At 65.4% G+C, this 15963-nt stretch carries 16 protein-coding genes; 8 read left to right on the forward strand and 8 right to left on the reverse strand.

From position 1 onward, the window contains the following. The first annotated feature begins 16 nt into the window (after nt 1-16). On the forward strand, nt 17-763 hold the full coding sequence (locus ACRCUN_RS05760) for a winged helix-turn-helix transcriptional regulator (RefSeq protein ID WP_283616795.1): 747 nt from the start codon (nt 17-19) through the stop codon (nt 761-763). A gap of 62 nt (nt 764-825) precedes the next feature. On the opposite strand, the gene ripB is transcribed toward ACRCUN_RS05760, so the two are convergent. Together ripB and ACRCUN_RS05770 are read right to left on the reverse strand one after the other, a co-directional pair. Then, nucleotides 826-1572, reverse strand: coding sequence for an NlpC/P60 family peptidoglycan endopeptidase RipB (gene ripB, locus ACRCUN_RS05765; RefSeq protein ID WP_046361656.1), 747 nt, complete (start codon nt 1570-1572; stop codon nt 826-828). A 486-nt stretch (nt 1573-2058) separates the two neighbouring features. Then, nucleotides 2059-3282: a L,D-transpeptidase gene (locus ACRCUN_RS05770; RefSeq protein WP_462140693.1), complete on the reverse strand. Its 1224-nt coding sequence runs from the start codon at nt 3280-3282 to the stop codon at nt 2059-2061. Between the two features lie 530 nt (nt 3283-3812). On the opposite strand from ACRCUN_RS05770, the gene ACRCUN_RS05775 reads away from it, so the two are divergent. Both ACRCUN_RS05775 and ACRCUN_RS05780 read left to right on the forward strand, forming a co-directional pair. After that, nucleotides 3813-4586, forward strand: a complete 774-nt coding sequence (locus ACRCUN_RS05775) for a helix-turn-helix domain-containing protein (protein WP_283615677.1) — start codon at nt 3813-3815, stop codon at nt 4584-4586. Between the two features lie 48 nt (nt 4587-4634). Further along, nucleotides 4635-5597, forward strand: coding sequence for a sterol desaturase family protein (locus ACRCUN_RS05780; RefSeq protein WP_083410511.1), 963 nt, complete (start codon nt 4635-4637; stop codon nt 5595-5597). A gap of 14 nt (nt 5598-5611) precedes the next feature. On the opposite strand, the gene ACRCUN_RS05785 is transcribed toward ACRCUN_RS05780, so the two are convergent. Both ACRCUN_RS05785 and ACRCUN_RS05790 read right to left on the reverse strand, forming a co-directional pair. Further along, nucleotides 5612-5881 carry a metal-sensitive transcriptional regulator gene (locus tag ACRCUN_RS05785; protein ID WP_283612026.1) on the reverse strand — a complete coding sequence of 90 codons (270 nt, stop codon included), beginning with the start codon at nt 5879-5881 and terminating at the stop codon, nt 5612-5614. A gap of 75 nt (nt 5882-5956) precedes the next feature. After that, nucleotides 5957-6829, reverse strand: a complete 873-nt coding sequence (locus ACRCUN_RS05790) for a sulfite exporter TauE/SafE family protein (protein ID WP_462140694.1) — start codon at nt 6827-6829, stop codon at nt 5957-5959. A 244-nt stretch (nt 6830-7073) separates the two neighbouring features. On the opposite strand from ACRCUN_RS05790, the gene ACRCUN_RS05795 reads away from it, so the two are divergent. After that, the gene (locus ACRCUN_RS05795; protein ID WP_283615675.1) at nt 7074-8453 is read left to right on the forward strand and encodes an MBL fold metallo-hydrolase; all 1380 of its coding nucleotides are present in this window, start codon (nt 7074-7076) and stop codon (nt 8451-8453) included. Nucleotides 8454-8555: 102 nt separating this feature from the next. On the opposite strand, the gene ACRCUN_RS05800 is transcribed toward ACRCUN_RS05795, so the two are convergent. From ACRCUN_RS05800 to ACRCUN_RS05810, 3 genes are all read right to left on the reverse strand, one after another. Then, complete coding sequence (locus tag ACRCUN_RS05800) at nt 8556-9203, reverse strand: YHS domain-containing protein (protein ID WP_283615674.1); 648 nt, start codon at nt 9201-9203, stop codon at nt 8556-8558. Nucleotides 9204-9313: 110 nt separating this feature from the next. After that, complete coding sequence (locus tag ACRCUN_RS05805; RefSeq protein WP_283615673.1) at nt 9314-9934, reverse strand: methyltransferase family protein; 621 nt, start codon at nt 9932-9934, stop codon at nt 9314-9316. A gap of 6 nt (nt 9935-9940) precedes the next feature. Next, a complete protein-coding gene (locus ACRCUN_RS05810) occupies nt 9941-10561 on the reverse strand; it encodes a class I SAM-dependent methyltransferase (protein WP_462140971.1) in 621 nt (206 codons plus the stop codon). A 189-nt stretch (nt 10562-10750) separates the two neighbouring features. On the opposite strand from ACRCUN_RS05810, the gene ACRCUN_RS05815 reads away from it, so the two are divergent. The 4 genes from ACRCUN_RS05815 to ACRCUN_RS05830 all read left to right on the forward strand — a co-directional run bounded on the left by ACRCUN_RS05815 (nt 10751) and on the right by ACRCUN_RS05830 (nt 14432). Next, a complete protein-coding gene (locus ACRCUN_RS05815) occupies nt 10751-11146 on the forward strand; it encodes an ArsR/SmtB family transcription factor (RefSeq protein WP_283615672.1) in 396 nt (131 codons plus the stop codon). Continuing rightward, a complete protein-coding gene (locus tag ACRCUN_RS05820; RefSeq protein ID WP_283615671.1) occupies nt 11143-13110 on the forward strand; it encodes a heavy metal translocating P-type ATPase in 1968 nt (655 codons plus the stop codon). The genes ACRCUN_RS05815 and ACRCUN_RS05820 overlap by 4 nt, the downstream gene beginning before the upstream one ends. Before the next feature lie 67 nt (nt 13111-13177). After that, nucleotides 13178-13777 carry a cadmium resistance transporter gene (locus ACRCUN_RS05825; protein WP_462140695.1) on the forward strand — a complete coding sequence of 200 codons (600 nt, stop codon included), beginning with the start codon at nt 13178-13180 and terminating at the stop codon, nt 13775-13777. A 58-nt stretch (nt 13778-13835) separates the two neighbouring features. After that, nucleotides 13836-14432: a TlpA family protein disulfide reductase gene (locus ACRCUN_RS05830; protein WP_462140696.1), complete on the forward strand. Its 597-nt coding sequence runs from the start codon at nt 13836-13838 to the stop codon at nt 14430-14432. 668 nt (nt 14433-15100) lie between these two features. Here the strand turns inward: ACRCUN_RS05830 and ACRCUN_RS05835 are convergent. Then, entirely contained in the window at nt 15101-15880 is a 780-nt protein-coding gene (locus tag ACRCUN_RS05835) for an alpha/beta fold hydrolase (RefSeq protein ID WP_462140697.1), read from the reverse strand. Between the last annotated feature and the right edge of the window lie 83 nt (nt 15881-15963).

Below are 15963 nucleotides of genomic sequence, written 5' to 3' on the forward strand. Positions count from 1 at the left end.
CACCTTCACGCCGTGAATGGCCCACGCTGGCAAGGAGACTGCCACGACCATCGAGCCGCACCCCGCTTCGGGCAGCGTTGCCTCTCCGGCGATAGCTGCTGGGCGCATTCGCGTTCTGCTGGTTGAACCTCGGCGCATCTACGCCGACGTGTTGGCCGGCACCCTGCGCGCCGAAGAGTTCGCCGTCGACGTCGCACGCTCAGATGCTGCAGCGTTCACCGCGGTGCGCGACGATGACCCCGACGTGGTGGTGGTGTGCCTGGGATCATCCGCGCACGGCGCCGTCGTCCTTGACCGTGTTCGCCAGGCCGCCCGTTGCGGCGTCGTCGCGCTCGCCGACACAGAGATGGCGCCACTGATATCGAGCGTCGGAGTGGTTCCCATCGGCTCCCGCGACAGACTCAGCACGCGAATACGGCAGACACTGAGGCATTTTCATCAACGCAGCGAGGACGGCGGCGACCAGCGACGCCACGTCGACGATCTGGTGATCGACGTGGGTATCCGGCGGGTCTATCAGCGCGGCAACGTCATATCGCTGACTCGAACGGAATTCGCGATCCTTCGGGTTTTGTCCGATGATCCAGGGGAGCCCGTGACGTGCCGACGACTTCAGGAAGTCCTCTGGGGGGCAACGCAGCCCGGCGGGCGGTCGGCACTGGGCGTGCACATCGGCAATCTTCGTCGCAAGCTCGGTGACGCCCCGTCTTGTCCGCGCTATGTCCGGACGGTCCGCGGCATCGGCTACTGTCTGGCCGGCTGAACCGTTACCCGGTGCGGACCAGGCTTTTGGTGGGAGGAAGCTGTTGGCGGAAGCGTTCGGGGTCAGGTCTCGATAATCCGTATGACGTACGGTGTCATCCCGGCGGTACGCACCGGTGAAATCTTGATGGGAACGCCGGTTTGTTGCGCTTCGATCATTTTTCCGCCGCCCAGGTAGATCGCTTCGTGTTGGCTTCCGCCGGGCCCCCAGAACAGGAGGTCACCGCGTTTAGCTTGCGCGGGAGGTACCTTGCGGCCAGCGTTGTACTGGTCGCCGGACCATCGCGGCAACAGTACTCCGACGCCGGCGAAGGCGAATCGTGTCAGTCCTGAGCAGTCGAAACCGACGGTGCCTGCGCCTTGGTCGACACCGCGACTAGGGCCCGTGAGGCTGCCCCCTCCCCAGGAGTAGGGAACGCCGATCTGCGTTCCTGCCCTGCGGATAACGTATTCGATCGCCTGGGCACCGTAGAGACGGTTGCCGCGGACGCTCGTTTGGGGGCTTGCCGCGGGACTGACGAGTCCGAGACTGCTCAGGAAGCTACGCCCCAAGTCCATCGCAGTCTGGGTGGCAACGGCCGTCGCCTGCAAGGACGCGTTGGCGATGGCAACCGGATCGCCGGGCGCTCCCGCACTCGGGATCTTGGGCAGGAGTGGATCCCACGGACCGCCTGTCGGCTCGGCGGAGGCTGCTGGCGTGCACGCCAAAAGTACCGTCGCGACGACGGCAACGATCACCCCAGTCAGGCGAAAGCCGACCGCAGATACGCGGCCTTCCTCCGGGCGGACGCATCGGGCCATCGGTTCCATATGGCGTTCTTTCTTTCGGCTGTCGGAGCGCCGGTGATTGGTTTCGCCAAGAAAGGCGAAGCCGAGCGTTCCGTACTGTGCAGCAACGATGTACGTAGCGAATACGTAGATCAGCCTAACTCACATATGCCTCATCAGTAACACCAGCAACAGAATTACAATGCTGGAATTTCGGCGGCTGAAATTGCTAATGGTGTTTTGCGAATGGGTGTTTGAAAGTGTCGATCGTCGATGGCGGGACTACGAAATAATCGGTGGTCCGGACAAGTGAAAACGCCTTTACCTGAGGACGGCAAACCAAAGGTGCCGTAGCGGAAAGGGCTGCGCTACCTGTCCTGCGTGGGCCCCGCGGCGCGCGATGCTTGGGTGACGCTCGGCAGTTCGCAACCCGGTTCGGTGATGCGAAACGTCCTGTCGACACGCGTAACTGGTGCCACGAGGTGACTGGGAGGCGGCGGTTGTGAGTCTCCGCTTCTGATCTGAGTTTCAGAGGTTGGCGTTGCCGGCTTTCCACTGATCCCAAGGGATGTTCCAGTCACCTAAACCGTCTGTCCCCGACAGCGTGGGGCCGGTGGTGTTGATGACCTCAACGATGTCGCCGCGTCGGGTGTTGTCGTAGAACCAACGGGCGTTGGCCGGATTGACGTTAAGGCATCCGTGGCTGACATTGGCGATGCCTTGGCTGCCCACCGACCACGGTGCAGAGTGCACGTAGATCCCGCTGTAGGACATCTGGGTCGCCCACTCCACCTCGGTGCGGTATCCGTCAGGAGAGTTGACCGGAACTCCGTAGGTGGACGAATCCATCACCAGAAACGAGTAGCGATCTCCGATGATGTAGGCGCCGTTATCGGTCGGGGTCTTGGCTTTGCCCATGGAGATGGGCATGGTCTTGACGATCTGACCATTGCGCCGCACAGTCATCGTTTTGGTGGCGTCATCGGCGGTGGCGATGACCTCATCACCAATGGTGAACCGGGTAGTGACGTCATCCTGACCGAACAGCCCGTCACCGAAGTTGACGCCGTAGGCGTTGACCGCCACCTCTACTTTTGTTCCCGGTTTCCAGTATTCAGCTGGGCGCCAACGTACTTCGCGATTGTTGAGCCAGTAGAAGGCTCCCTCGACCGGGGGGTTGGTGGTCACGTCGATCGCTTGCTGCGCCGTAATCCGGTCGGTGATGTTTTCATCGAAGCGGATCGCGATGGGTTGGCCCACGCCAACCGTTTCCCCGTCGTTGGGCAGGACGTAGGGCATCGTTAAGTTGTCGGGCGAGTGGGTTTCGAAGGTCGCTGTCGTAGTGGTCGCGCCGCCCAGTCCAAGGGCCTGGGCATGCAGGGTGTACTGCTTGTTGTAGCCCAGCGGCTCGGCAGACGACCAGGACACGCCATCGGGGCTGAGCTGTCCGTCGACGAGTTCGCCGGCTTCGTTGGTCAACGAGACTTGGCCGAGAACGCCGTCACCGGCGGACACGGTAACGGGGGAGTCCACCGCGACACCGATCGCTCCGTCGGTCACCGACGCCTGCAATTTGGGGACTAGCAGGTCGGCGAACGGGGTGCCTTTATCAGTGATGACCTCGGGCTGGGGCGCGGCGGCCGGCGACGAGCTGCAAGCGGCCGCGATCAGCAGCACCGCCATCGCCAGGACGGCCGTCCGCAGCCACTGCGCCGTGGCTCGAAACATGGGTAGGCGGCCTGTCTGCGGCATGTATGAGATTCTCCGAATCGGTTTGTTGTGACCGGCTAACGGGCTGAGCACCGCGGTGTGCGCGCCGCACCGGCCGGACGCGGGCGACGGTGGACCGTTCACGACGTGAAGTCTTCTCGTCAGTCGTTTGGCTTTCCTAGTCCTTCTATGAAGATTCGATAAAGCCCGACTGGGTGAGCTTCACCGGCTTGGTCGATGGCACGTCTTCGCGCTCGTGGGGCGCCAGGGCGCGCAGTCGTCCCAAGCAGTAAGCGTCCGATCGTAGCGACGGAGCGGTCTTTTGGTTCGCCGTGAACACTGCGCGGGCTCTTCGGTCAGCCGTGTCTACGTCTGGATGCTGGCTACGGGCAGGCCACAGCCGATGAGGGCGAGGAGATTGGGGACCATGAGCGCTAGGGGTGAGGCAAGCCACCAGCCGCGCGGAGAAGATGGGTTTGCGCACCCACCCAAGCAGGCGCGCGGTGACCAGTGCAGCGTGTTCCGGGGAGGCAGCACCAGCCAACGATCGATGCCAAACGCTATCATCGCTTGTGGCGAACGATAGTCCTGGCGGCGATGCCGCTGCCGCGTCGCGCTGGGGCGGGGCGGCGCTGCTGCGGCCGGGGGTGTTGGCCTTCACCGGATCGATCGGCCCCACTGATATCCACGCGCATCACGCCGTTCAGATCATCAACGCGACTACGGCCTTGACTGTGCTCGACGAGCACGGCTACCGGCATCGGGGCACGAAGGTCGTCGTGCCCGCCGACGCACCACACCGGATCGAGGTCGGCGCCCAGGAGGGCACGGTGGTGTTCCTGGAGCCGGAATCCGCGCCGGGACACGCCGCACACTCCCGTGCCGTGCGGTCCGGGTGGACCGTCACCCCGGTGCTGAGTTCGACCCGTCGACGGGCGCTGGCCGCGGTGGTGGACGAGCTGATCGCGCACCTGGCGCCCGCCACCGCCGACAATGCGATCGCGGTACAGCATCCCGCCGTCAGCGAGGCGTTGAGGCTGCTGCCTGACCTGGTGGCTGCAGGACCGGTCAGCGGCACGGAACTCGCGGGTTTGGTTCACCTTTCGGCGAGCCGATTGACGCATTTGTTCACCGAGCAGGTCGGCATACCGCTGCGGCGTTATGTGTTGTGGTCGCGTTTGCGGGCAGCGATCGTCCGGGTTCAGGCCGGGGATGATCTGACCGGCGCGGCGCACGGGGCGGGGTTCGCCGATAGCGCTCACCTGACCCGTACCACCCGCGAAATGTTCGGCCTGCCGCCCTCGGTGCTCAGCCGGCACGTGTCCTGGGATCTCGACAGCGGGTAGCCGAATCATTCAAGCCTCATCACGGTGGTGGCCGCGACGATCGAGGGCATGGGTACGACTTCTTCTCCGACATCGACGAGGGTGATCACTGCGGTCCAGGCGGTGGCCCGCTACGGCTACGTCCCGTTCCTGCTGATCGGCCTCAACGGCGCGGGCATCGCCGTGGCCGCCGCCGGCGCCCCGAAGTACTGGCTGCTGATCATTCTGGCGGCCGCGATCGCGACGGCGTTCCTGGTGGAGCGGATCATCCCGTATGACCCGCAGTGGAACCACGACCGCGCCGATACCACCCGCGACCGCATCCACGTCGCGGTCAACGAAACCCTGATCCTGGCCAGCGTCGCCGCCATCCCGCTGCTGGCCGCGATCGTCCCCGCGCCCCAGTTGTGGCCGCACAGCTGGTCATTCGTCGCACAAGTCCTCGCCGCGATCCTGGTCGCCGATTTCGGCATTACCGTGGTGCATTTGGCCAGCCACAAAATCGGGTTGCTGTGGCGCTTCCACGCGGTGCACCACAGCATCACCCGCTTCTACGGCCTCAACGGCCTGATGAAACACCCCCTGCACCAAACCGTCGAGATGGCCGCCGGGGTGGCACCGCTCATCTTGATCGGGCTGCCCGTCGACGTGGCCTCAGCGCTGGCCCTGGCGGTGGCGATACAGCTGCTGCTGCAGCACTCCAACGCCGACTACCGCATCGGCCCCGCCAAATACGTCCTGGCCCTCAACGAAGGACACCGCTTCCACCACCTCAAATGGGCCGGCATCGGTGACGTCAACTTCGGGCTGTTCACCCTGGTGTGGGACCACCTGATGCGTACCTTCTCGTATGACCCCGCCCGCCGCTTCGACTCCACCCAGCTCGGCATGGCCGCCAAACCCGACTATCCCACCGGATACCTTGCCCAACTGCTCTACCCGTTCACCGGTTCCGGCGGCTGCCACCTCGGATCGGCCCAATCTGACCCCCACCGTGGTTCGGCAAGCAGCACTAGAGGATCGGTGACGTAAGTGGACTTGGGAGGTCAGGCGAGTGCCAAGAAGAGTTTCTCGAGTTCGGCTTCGGTCATCGGCTTGGCGCTCTCGCCGCTGTCAGCGGTGATGCATTCGCGCAGGCCGGTCGCGACGATCTTGAATCCGGCCCGGTCGAGGGCCCGCGAGACGGCGGCGAGTTGGGTAACCACGTCTTTGCAGTCGCGTCCCTGTTCGATCATCGAAATCACGCCGGCGAGCTGTCCTTGAGCGCGCCGCAGCCGATTTAGTACTGCGGCGATGCTGTCTTCGTCGCCCACCATTGTGGATTCCTTTCCTGCGGTTTCACCGAGTTCAACAGTACCCGCGGGGGTATGCTTCCCGCGCGCTTACAGCGGTCACCGCGCCGCAGCCGGCTTCATGTGAGCGCGGATGGTCCGACGCAGCGGGCAGTACCTGGTGCAGCTGCAGGTGACATAGACGGCTGCGCCGATGATGGTCAGGCCTAACGACGCGGCACCGACCACAGGGGTTGTCTCCTGCGCGAGGATCACCGCTGCCATCAGCAAGACGAACCAGCCGAACAGCTTGCGCAGCGCTTCGGGGTCGACCCTGCCGGTTAGCCGTCCGCCGATCAGACCGCCCACCACTGCGGCGGCCGTGACCATCGCTGTCAGGCTCCAGTCGATCTGTACGCCGGTCAGGTGTCCGGCTACACCGGCCAACGATTGCATCGCGATCACCACTAACGAGGTACCGACCGCGGCGGGCATCGGAAGTCCGGCCAGCAGGACCAGCGCAGGTCCCAGCAGGAAGCCGCCACCCGCGCCGACGAGTCCGCTCAACGCACCGCCGACGCCACCGAGCACGGCCACCTTGACCACCTGCACCTGCCGGGCCTCGTCGCCGGAAGTTGTCTTGCGATCGCGCAGCATCGCGATCCCGGAGGCGATCATGATCACTGCGAAGGTGACTAGCAGCACCGTTTCGGGGATGACGCCGGCCAGTAGGCCGCCGCAGAAAGCCCCGGCCATGGCCGCTGCGCCGAATGGTAGAGCGACGCGCCACCGCACGCGCCCGGCACGCATATGAGTGACGACGCCGACCATGCTGCTGACGGCGACGACCAGAAGCGAACTTGCGATCGCCTCCTTGACGTCCAGTCCTGCGACGTAGGTCAGCAGCGGGACGCTCAGGATCGAGCCACCCCCGCCCATTAGTCCCAGCGAGACTCCCACGACTACAGCCAGGACGACGGTCAGGGCCGTCATGTCGGCGACCTCGCAGCGAAACCGCACATCGCAGTGTTCGACACCGTCATGTCGTCCTCCCAGTTGACGTCGTAGCCGCCCCCTTGCCGTGCGATACCACCGGGGGTATGTTGGTACTCATATTACACATACCCCTCCGGGTATACGCAACCTCGGAAAAAAATACCCCCCTGGGGTTTCGTTGCTTAATGTGTGAGGGTCCCGAGTTGAGGCAGAAGAGCCCCAACGTAGAGAAGGAAAGACGATGATTCTGGAGCAGTACTACATCGAGTGCCTGTCGCACGCGTCGTACCTGATTGGCGACGAAACCACCGGGCGCGCAGTGGTTGTCGACCCGCGCCGCGACATCACCGAATACCTCGTCGACGCCGCCAAGCACGGATTGACGATCGAAGGCGTCATTAACACCCACTTTCACGCGGACTTCGTCTCGGGCCACCTGGAGCTGGTGGAGGCCACCGGCGGGTGGATCGGCTTCGGCGCGGCCGCCCACACCGACTACCCGATCCGCCGGTTGTCTGACGGGCAGCACCTCTCGCTCGGCGAGGTCGATCTGGAGATCCTCTCGACCCCGGGGCACACCTGGGAATCGATCAGCGTCCTGGTGCGTGAACGTTCCGGCGTCGAGCCCGTCGCGGTGCTGACCGGCGACGCATTGTTCATCGGCGATGTGGGCCGTCCGGACCTGGCCAATCTGGGTGACGGCTCGACTGCCGACCTAGCTCGGGCGATGTATTACAGCATCCACCACAAGCTGCTGGCGCTGCCCGACAACATCACGGTGATGCCCGCCCATGGCGCGGGTTCGTCGTGCGGAAAAAACCTCTCGGCCGAGCTGACCTCGACGATCGGCGAGCAACGCCGCACCAACCCGTCGGTGCAGCCGATGACCGAGGCCGATTTCGTCGAGCTGATCACCCACGGCCAGCCCGCGGCACCCGCGTACTTCTCAATGGACGCGGCGATGAACAAGCGGGTTCACCCACTGCTGGATCAGCACCGCAGGATTCCCCCAGTGACCGCGGCTCAGCTACGGGCCGGTCTGCAGGCCGGCGTTCGGGTGGTGGATGCCCGGTCGGTTGATGACTTCGCGGCCGGCCATCTCCGCGGATCGGTTAACGTCGGCTTCGACGGCCGCTTCGCAGAAACCGGCGGCATGGTCGCTGAGGTGGGCGCAAACATTGCGCTGATCACCTATCCCGGTGACGAGCAGACCGCGGCCATGCGGCTGGCCCGCATCGGCTCGGACAACGTGATCGGCTATCTCACCGTCGGCACTGACGGTGCCTTCCCGGTTGAGCTGACCGATCTCGTTCTACCGGCGCCACGGGTCAGCGTCGCTGAGCTCGACCGGCTGCGAGCCGAGTATGCGGTCACCGTGATCGACATCCGCAATCCCGGCGAACGCGACGTCGGCACGATTCCCGGCGCGGTGCACATCCCATTGGCCCAGCTGCGCACCCAGTGCGCAGAAATCCCTGCGGGCAAGCCGATCGTGGTGCATTGCGCAGGCGGCTGGCGCTCCAGCGTGGCCGCCTCAATGATGCGGGCCGACGGATTCGCCAACGTTAGTGATCTGATCGGCGGTTACACCGCATGGAAGCAGGCTCAGGACGCTGTGTGAAAGCCAGCAGCGCCGATTCGATTTGAGACTCGCCCCGCTGGTGAGCCCGATCTCTCAGTCCTGAGTGATTCCGTGCGGGTGGCGAGTGCTGATTGTTTTAGCCTACGCGTATTGCGTTGGTGCGGCGGCGAATCGTTGAGCACACTGCGGTGAGCAGAACCACCAGTCATGACCGGCGTGACGCAGAGAGCTGGCCGCCGTGGCAGGGTCGACGCGCACCCGGCACACCGGGTCGGTGGGATAGCGGGCCGCCGCCAGGCCCACCGCGTAGACCTCTATCGGTGTCGCAATGTTGCGAAGTTGCTTGACTCCTAATGGCTCCAGCGAGAGGCCGCGCTGCGCGTAGGCCCGGCGAACTTTTTCGGAGACCACAGCCTGCCCGGCTCCGGCCAGCGCTGTGAGACGCGCCGCCACATTCACGCCGTGCCCGAAGTAGTCGGTGTCGCGCTGGACCGCACTGCCGTGGTGAATGCCGGCCCGCAGCGCAAGAAATCCGTCCTCCTCGGCGGCGCGGTCAGCGAGTCGCAGGATGGTCGCCACCATCGGCTCGGTCTCGCTGGCTCGTAGCATGACCGCATCACCCATCGTCTTGACGATGGTGACGCTCGGTCCGAGCGACTCGCGGGCCACGGCAAGCAGACGGCCCGCCAGACTGGCGGCTTGTTCATCCCCGCACATTTCCGTCAGGACACTGAATCCGGACAGGTCAACGAACGCGAACGTCGCTTGAACACTGTCACATTCGGTCATTTTGATCGTCCTCTCATTGGCGGCGACGTTGGTCTGTGGGGCCGCAGGTCCGCGATCCCGGCGCGGCGACTTACGCCGCGGATTCGCCCGTTTTGCCCCATCAGTTAGCTTCAGTGTTGGTGTTCGGGTTGTAGGCGTCCGAGCCCGGGCAGAAAGCGACCCACGCGGGAGGCGTAGTCGGTGTAGGCCACGCCGTGGACCCGGCGCAGGTAGGGCTCTTCGGCCAAGCGCACCTGTGCTTGTATGCCGATCACAGAGGCCATTAGGCCGGCGATCGCCACCGCGTTGGGCACCATGAGCGCCAAGCCGAGGAACGCGACAGTTGCGGCGGCGAAGATCGGATTGCGAACAACTCGGAAGGCGCCGGTGGTGACCAGAGTCGTGCGTTCTGCCTCGCCGATCCCGGTCCGCCAGGACGCGCCCATCGCCAATTGAGCGGCGAAACCCAAGAGCATGCCCAGCACCGCTGCCGCGACACCGACCGCGCGCAGCACCGAATAATCCAGGAATGCCAGCGGCGACATACCGGCTAGGTCGGCGACGGGTGCGGCGACGCCCACTGTCAGCCAGCCGAGGTCGGTTCCGGCCAGCGCCCACCACTCCAGTGATCCATCCGGGCGCAAGGTGCGCCGCGTGCCGATCTCGCCGGTGCGGCGCCGCTGAATGACCGCACGCAAGGCGCCCATCACCAGCATCATGGCGGCGAACAGCGCCAGCCCAGCAACTGCCATCACCGCTCAACCCCCGATGGGAACCGGCTTGGCCGCAACGCCGAGCAGGTAGTCACCCTGGACTCGGGTGAGCGATCCCAGCACCACCAGGCCGTAGTGGGCCAGTTCATCGAGGAACTGTTCGGCGCTGAATCGGTCGCCGGTGGGGTGATCGAACAGCCGCCGGTAGGTGGAGCGCGCCAGCGCGTGGGAGGTGGCTTCCTCGAAGTAGAACCGACCGCCCGGTGTCAGAACCCTGCCGACTTCGGTGATCGCTTCACGCCAGTCCGGGATATGGTGCACGATCCCGAAGTCGAAGACCGCGCCGTAGCTGTCGTCGTCGACATCCAGTGCGGTGCGCAAGTCGGTCGCGCTGCCCTGGGCCAGCCGAACCCGATCCCCGTAGCGGGCCAGGCGCCGGGCGGCGCGGCCGATCATCACCGGGTCCAGATCCACCGCGTCCACGGTGGCCGCCCCGAACCGTTCCAAGATCAGCTGCGAGCCGTACCCGGACCCACACCCGATCTCCAATACTCGTGTGCCGGGCAACAGGCGGCCGCCAATCCGCAACAGCGCCGGCACCTCATAGACGCGTTGCAGCCAGCGCCGCGGCGGCGAATTCACCAGCCAGGTCTCGGCTCGGTTCATCAACACTGCGCATACCACCTTTCTTGGTCGACAACGGCGTTGAGGTATTCCGTCGCTTGGTTCGCTGACTGCATTGTCTGAGCGCTTTGGTGGCCCGAGGTTGTGCCGTCCCGACCCCCCAAGTAAACGCCTGACAGCGCTATCACCATGATTTGACGATTAATGGTGTCGAAACGCTATCATCGCTCTATGGCGATGACAACGGGGAGATCCTCAATGCAGCCGTCCGCGGACCTCACACCGGCGGTAGCGCTGTTTCACAGCCTGTCCGACCCGACACGACTTGCGATTCTGGAGCGACTCGCTGAAGGCGAAGCGCGCGTGGTCGACCTGACCGGCTTGCTGGGGGCGGCGCAGTCCACCGTGTCGGCGCATTTGGCGTGCCTACGCGAGTGCGGCCTGGTGACCGGCCGTCCCGAAGGCCGTCAGGTGTTCTACTCGCTGACTCGACCAGAGCTGATGGATCTGATGACCGCGGCCGAGACGTTGTTGGCTGCCACCGGCAACCAGGTGGCGCTGTGCCCGACCTACGGGACCCGCGGCCGCACCGACGCGACGACGGATGCGCAGGAGACCCGCCGATGAGCGATGCATGCGGCTGCGGCAACGAAGAACCCCGCGGCGCCAACGAGCAGGACCGCGTGCCCGAGCGGCTCTGGCAGATCAAAGAGCTGCAGTTCGCCGCCCTCTCGGGAGTGTTGCTGCTGGCAGCGGTGACCGCCGGGTTCCTCGACGCCGCCGAGCCGGTAGTCCTGGCGCTGGAAGCGGTGGCGCTGCTGGCCGGCGCCTACACCTTTGTGCCGTCCACCCTGAAGCGTCTGGGGAAGGGAAAAATCGGGGTGGGCACGCTGATGACCATCGCCGCGGTGGGTGCGGTGATCCTCGGCGAGGTCGGTGAGGCCGCCATGCTGGCCTTCCTGTTCTCCATCAGCGAGGGACTGGAGGAGTACTCGCTGGCCCGCACGCGCCGCGGACTGCGCGCGCTATTGTCGCTGGTCCCCGACGAGGCGACCGTGCTGCGTGACGGCGCGGAAAAGACCGTCGCGCCGTCGGATTTGCAGATCGGTGACCGGATGCTGGTCAAGCCCGGTGAGCGTGTCGCGACCGACGGCATCATCCGCCACGGCCGCACCGCGCTGGATGTCTCGGCCATCACGGGCGAGTCAGTTCCCGTGGAGGTCGGGCCCGGTGATGAGGTGTTCGCCGGGTCGATCAACGGCACCGGGGCACTCGAGGTGGAGGTCAGCACCACCGCCGAGGACAACTCACTGGCCCGCATCGTGCGCATCGTGGAGGCCGAGCAGTCCCGCAAGGGCGCCTCCCAACGCCTGGCCGATCGCATCGCCAAACCCCTGGTGCCCGGGATCATGATCGTCGCGGCGCTGATCGCGGGGATCGGCAGCCTGCTCGGGGACTCGGGCACCTGGATCGAGCGGGCCCTGGTGGTGCTGGTCGCCGCCTCACCGTGCGCCCTGGCGATCTCGGTACCTGTCACCGTCGTGGCCGCCGTCGGCGCCGCCAGCAAGCTCGGTGCGCTGGTCAAGGGCGGTGCGGCACTGGAAGGGCTGGGCAAGATCCGCGGCGTCGCCCTGGACAAGACCGGCACACTCACCGCGAACCGGCCCGCCGTGATCGATGTGGCCACCACCGGCGGCGCCACCCGCGCCCAGGTGCTGGATGTGGCGGCCGCCTTGGAAGCGCGCAGCGAGCACCCGCTGGCCGCGGCGATCCTCGCCGCCGTCGATGACGTCATCCCGGCCACCGACGTCGAGGCCGTCACCGGTGCCGGGCTCACCGGACGCCGCGACGGGCACACACTTCGCTTGGGTCGCCCCGGCTGGCTGGACCCCGGCGCGCTCGCCGGTGAGGTCGCCCGCATGCAGCGGACCGGGGCCACCGCGGTCCTCGTCGAAGACGACGGCGAAGTGATCGGCGCCATCGCCGTGCGCGACGAGCTGCGGCATGAGGCCGCCGAGGTGGTCGCTCGGTTGCGCCGCGACGGCTATCACGTGGCGATGCTGACCGGCGACAACCAGGCCACCGCCGCGGCGCTGGCCCGTGATGTCGGGATCGAGGACGTGCACGCCGAGCTGCGCCCCGAGGACAAAGCGCGGCTGATCGAACAGCTCCGGGCTCAGCGCCCCACTGCGATGGTCGGTGATGGTGTCAACGACGCTCCCGCGCTGGCCACCGCCGACGTGGGGATTGCGATGGGCGCGATGGGCACCGACGTGGCCATCGAAACCGCCGACGTGGCGTTGATGGGTGAAGACCTGCGCCACCTGCCGCAGACATTCAGCCATGCCCGGCGGGCGCGGCGGATCATGCTGCAAAACGTCGGCCTGTCTCTGGGCCTGATCATCGTGTTGATGCCGCTGGCCTTGTTCGGGGTGCTCGGGCTGGCCGCCGTGGTGCTGGTCCACGAACTTGCCGAGATCGTGGTCATCGCCAACGGTGTGCGGGCCGGACGCAGCACACCGCTGGCCGCCGCGCCGGCCGATCCGGCAGCCAGCCCCACTCGCGCGGCCCCGGTCGGCGCGCCGTCGTGACCGCCGGCCACACCGGCGTGGTGACTTATGGGCGGGTAAACGACACCGCAGACACGGGGGCAGGCGCATGATCGTGTCGTCTGTTCTGTCCGCCATCGGCCTGTTCATCGTCACCAACATCGACGACATCATCGTGCTCTCGCTGTTCTTCGCCCGCGGCGCGGGACAACGCGGCACCACGGCCCGGATCACCGCAGGCCAATACCTCGGATTTGCGGGGATTCTGGGCGCGGCGGTGCTGGTGACACTGGGCGCCGGAGCGTTCCTTCCCCCAGAGGTCATCCCGTACTTCGGGCTCATACCTCTGGCCCTGGGACTGTGGGCGGCCTGGGAAGCCTGGCGTGGCAACGATGACGATGACGACGACGCCAAGTTGGCCGGCAAGAACGTCGGTGTCTTAACCGTCGCAGCAGTCACCTTCGCCAACGGCGGGGACAACATCGGGGTCTACGTTCCGGTCTTCTTGAGCGTGGGACCTGCGGCCGTGGTGGCCTACTGCATCGTCTTCCTCGCCCTCGTCGCGGTACTCGTCCTCGCCGCCCGATTCGTCGCCACCCGCCGCCCGATCGCCGAAGTCCTCGAACGCTGGGAACACGTCCTGTTCCCGATCGTCTTGGTCGGCCTGGGCATCTTCATCCTGGTCAGCGGCCTCGCCTTTGAAAACTAGGCAGCTAGGAACACCGGCGGTGCAATCGGCGACAACGTGGTCATCGAAAGGAATTTTCGTGCCGAGCCTCAGGGGATGTATCGCCGTCGTGGCAGCCGTTGTCGTCGCCGCAGCCTCGGTCACCGGCTGCACCACCGGCGAGGATGCCGTGGCCCAAGGCGGCACCTTCGACTTCGTCTCTCCCGGCGGCCAAACCGCGATTTTCTACGACCCACCCTCGACACGGGGCACGATCGGCGATCTCAGCGGACCTGATCTGTTCACCGACGAGCCGATCCAGCTGTCCGATTTCACCGGCAAGGTCGTCGTAATCAACGTGTGGGGCTCCTGGTGTGCGCCCTGCCGCACCGAAACACCGGAACTGGAAACGGTGTACACCGAGTACCGCGATCGGGGCGTGCAATTCCTCGGCATCGACGTCCGCGACAACCGGGACACCGCGCGCGATTTCGTCACCGACCGCAACGTGCAATATCCCTCCATCTTCGACCCCTCACTGCGCAGCCTGATCACCCTGGGACGTAACTATCCGACCAGCGTGGTGCCCACCACGATGGTCCTGGACCGCCAGCACAGGGTCGCGGCGGTGTACCTGATGGCACTACTGGCCGAAGATTTACGGCCGCTACTCGATCGGCTCACCACCGAACCCTGACACCTCACGAAGACAGCAGCTTTGCCTGCCCGGTCGCCGTGGCGGTGTTCACCTGCTGGTGACGGCTGCGGCAAAAGATCGTCGGGAATGGGCATCGGCGTCATCAGCCCTGCCGTGACGCGGCCGGTGTTGCCGACGGGAAAGCCGGTGGCATCGCCGCCAGCCGGAGTACTCGCCACGAGGCGGTGCTCACGATCGCTAGTGGGCGTGATTGCTGCGTTCCCAGCAAGGACGCCCCGGGGGCACGGTCCGCTACTGGCAACGAACTCCGCGATAGATCGACATCACCGCTCGACTAATACCGATCTGCAGCGACGAGGTTACTTGCGCGCGCTATCGACGCCCTGACTTATTGCGATTACAAGAGAATCGCGATCAACAATGGGACCGACGTTATGTGCTGATACCCCCCAGGGGTAGCTTGGGGTTGTACCCGCGCGGGTAACCCCTCGACTGGAAAGGGCGAACGCATGAAGGCGCAAGAGAGATTCCGGCGGCTTCTAATAAGTTCAACCACGCGGTCGATCGTCAAGTGCATCGCTCGATGCACGTTTATTAAGGTCATCGGCGGGCGCCAACCTATCAAGGCCGATAAGAGAGTGTCCTGCTGCGGCTGATGGGCTCCGGGCCAGTCGCGCCACCTCGGTTCTCCCTTATGGGCTATGCCATTAGTGCCGATCGCTTTCAGCGTCTGGGTCAGACGCGGCGGCAAGAAACCCTCTGATCGTTGGGCCGAAAGCGTGTGCCATGTCCTCAGCGTCGAGGAATTGGCGGGACATCGAAACTTCGGCCAGTACCCCTCGTGGAAGGACGTCGGCGACGCTGTGTGCCAAGCACTCGGGGTGACGGGTGTCGTCGCCGGCGATGACGAGTGTCGGAGTGTCGATGCGCCGGAGGTCATCGAGCGTTGCAAAGGCGCGGTCATGGCCGATTGCCGCTGCGGCCGCCGCACTGTTGGCGTCAGTGCGCGGAATAGCCTCAGCGACCAGGTTGGCGATCAGCGGCTGAAGATCAGGAATGAACAATTCCCAGGCGGCCTGCAGACCGCGGGAACGGGCACGCTCGGCGAAACGATCCATCAGATCGGTGTCTGCGGCTTTGTCCGCATCGTCCTCTATCGCTTCAGCACTGATGACCACCGCCGACCGGGCGATACGGGGGTGCTGGAGGCACGTCCGCAAAACGATAGTGCCGCCCAGTCCGGCGCCGACAAGGTGGGCGCGGGTGTCATCGAGCGCGTGCATGATCGCAATGACGTCGCTGACGTACTGATCCCATCGGTGCAACGTCGGGTCGGGACAACGCGATGCTCCGTACCCTCGAATGTCAGGCAACGCAACGCGATACCGGCCAGCGAGCCGGTCAGCAAGCGGTCGCATGCTGTAGTGATCCGGACCCCCACCATGAAGCATGATGATCAGTTCGCCGCGGCCGACGACCTCCCCCATGAGGGGCCAGCCATCATCTCCGACGTGTAACGCGCGCACCACCAACTGATTCCTCCGTCGTTCCGGGATAGCGCTACGCGCGT

It is taken from the genome of Mycobacterium venezuelense (genome assembly GCF_054919535.1).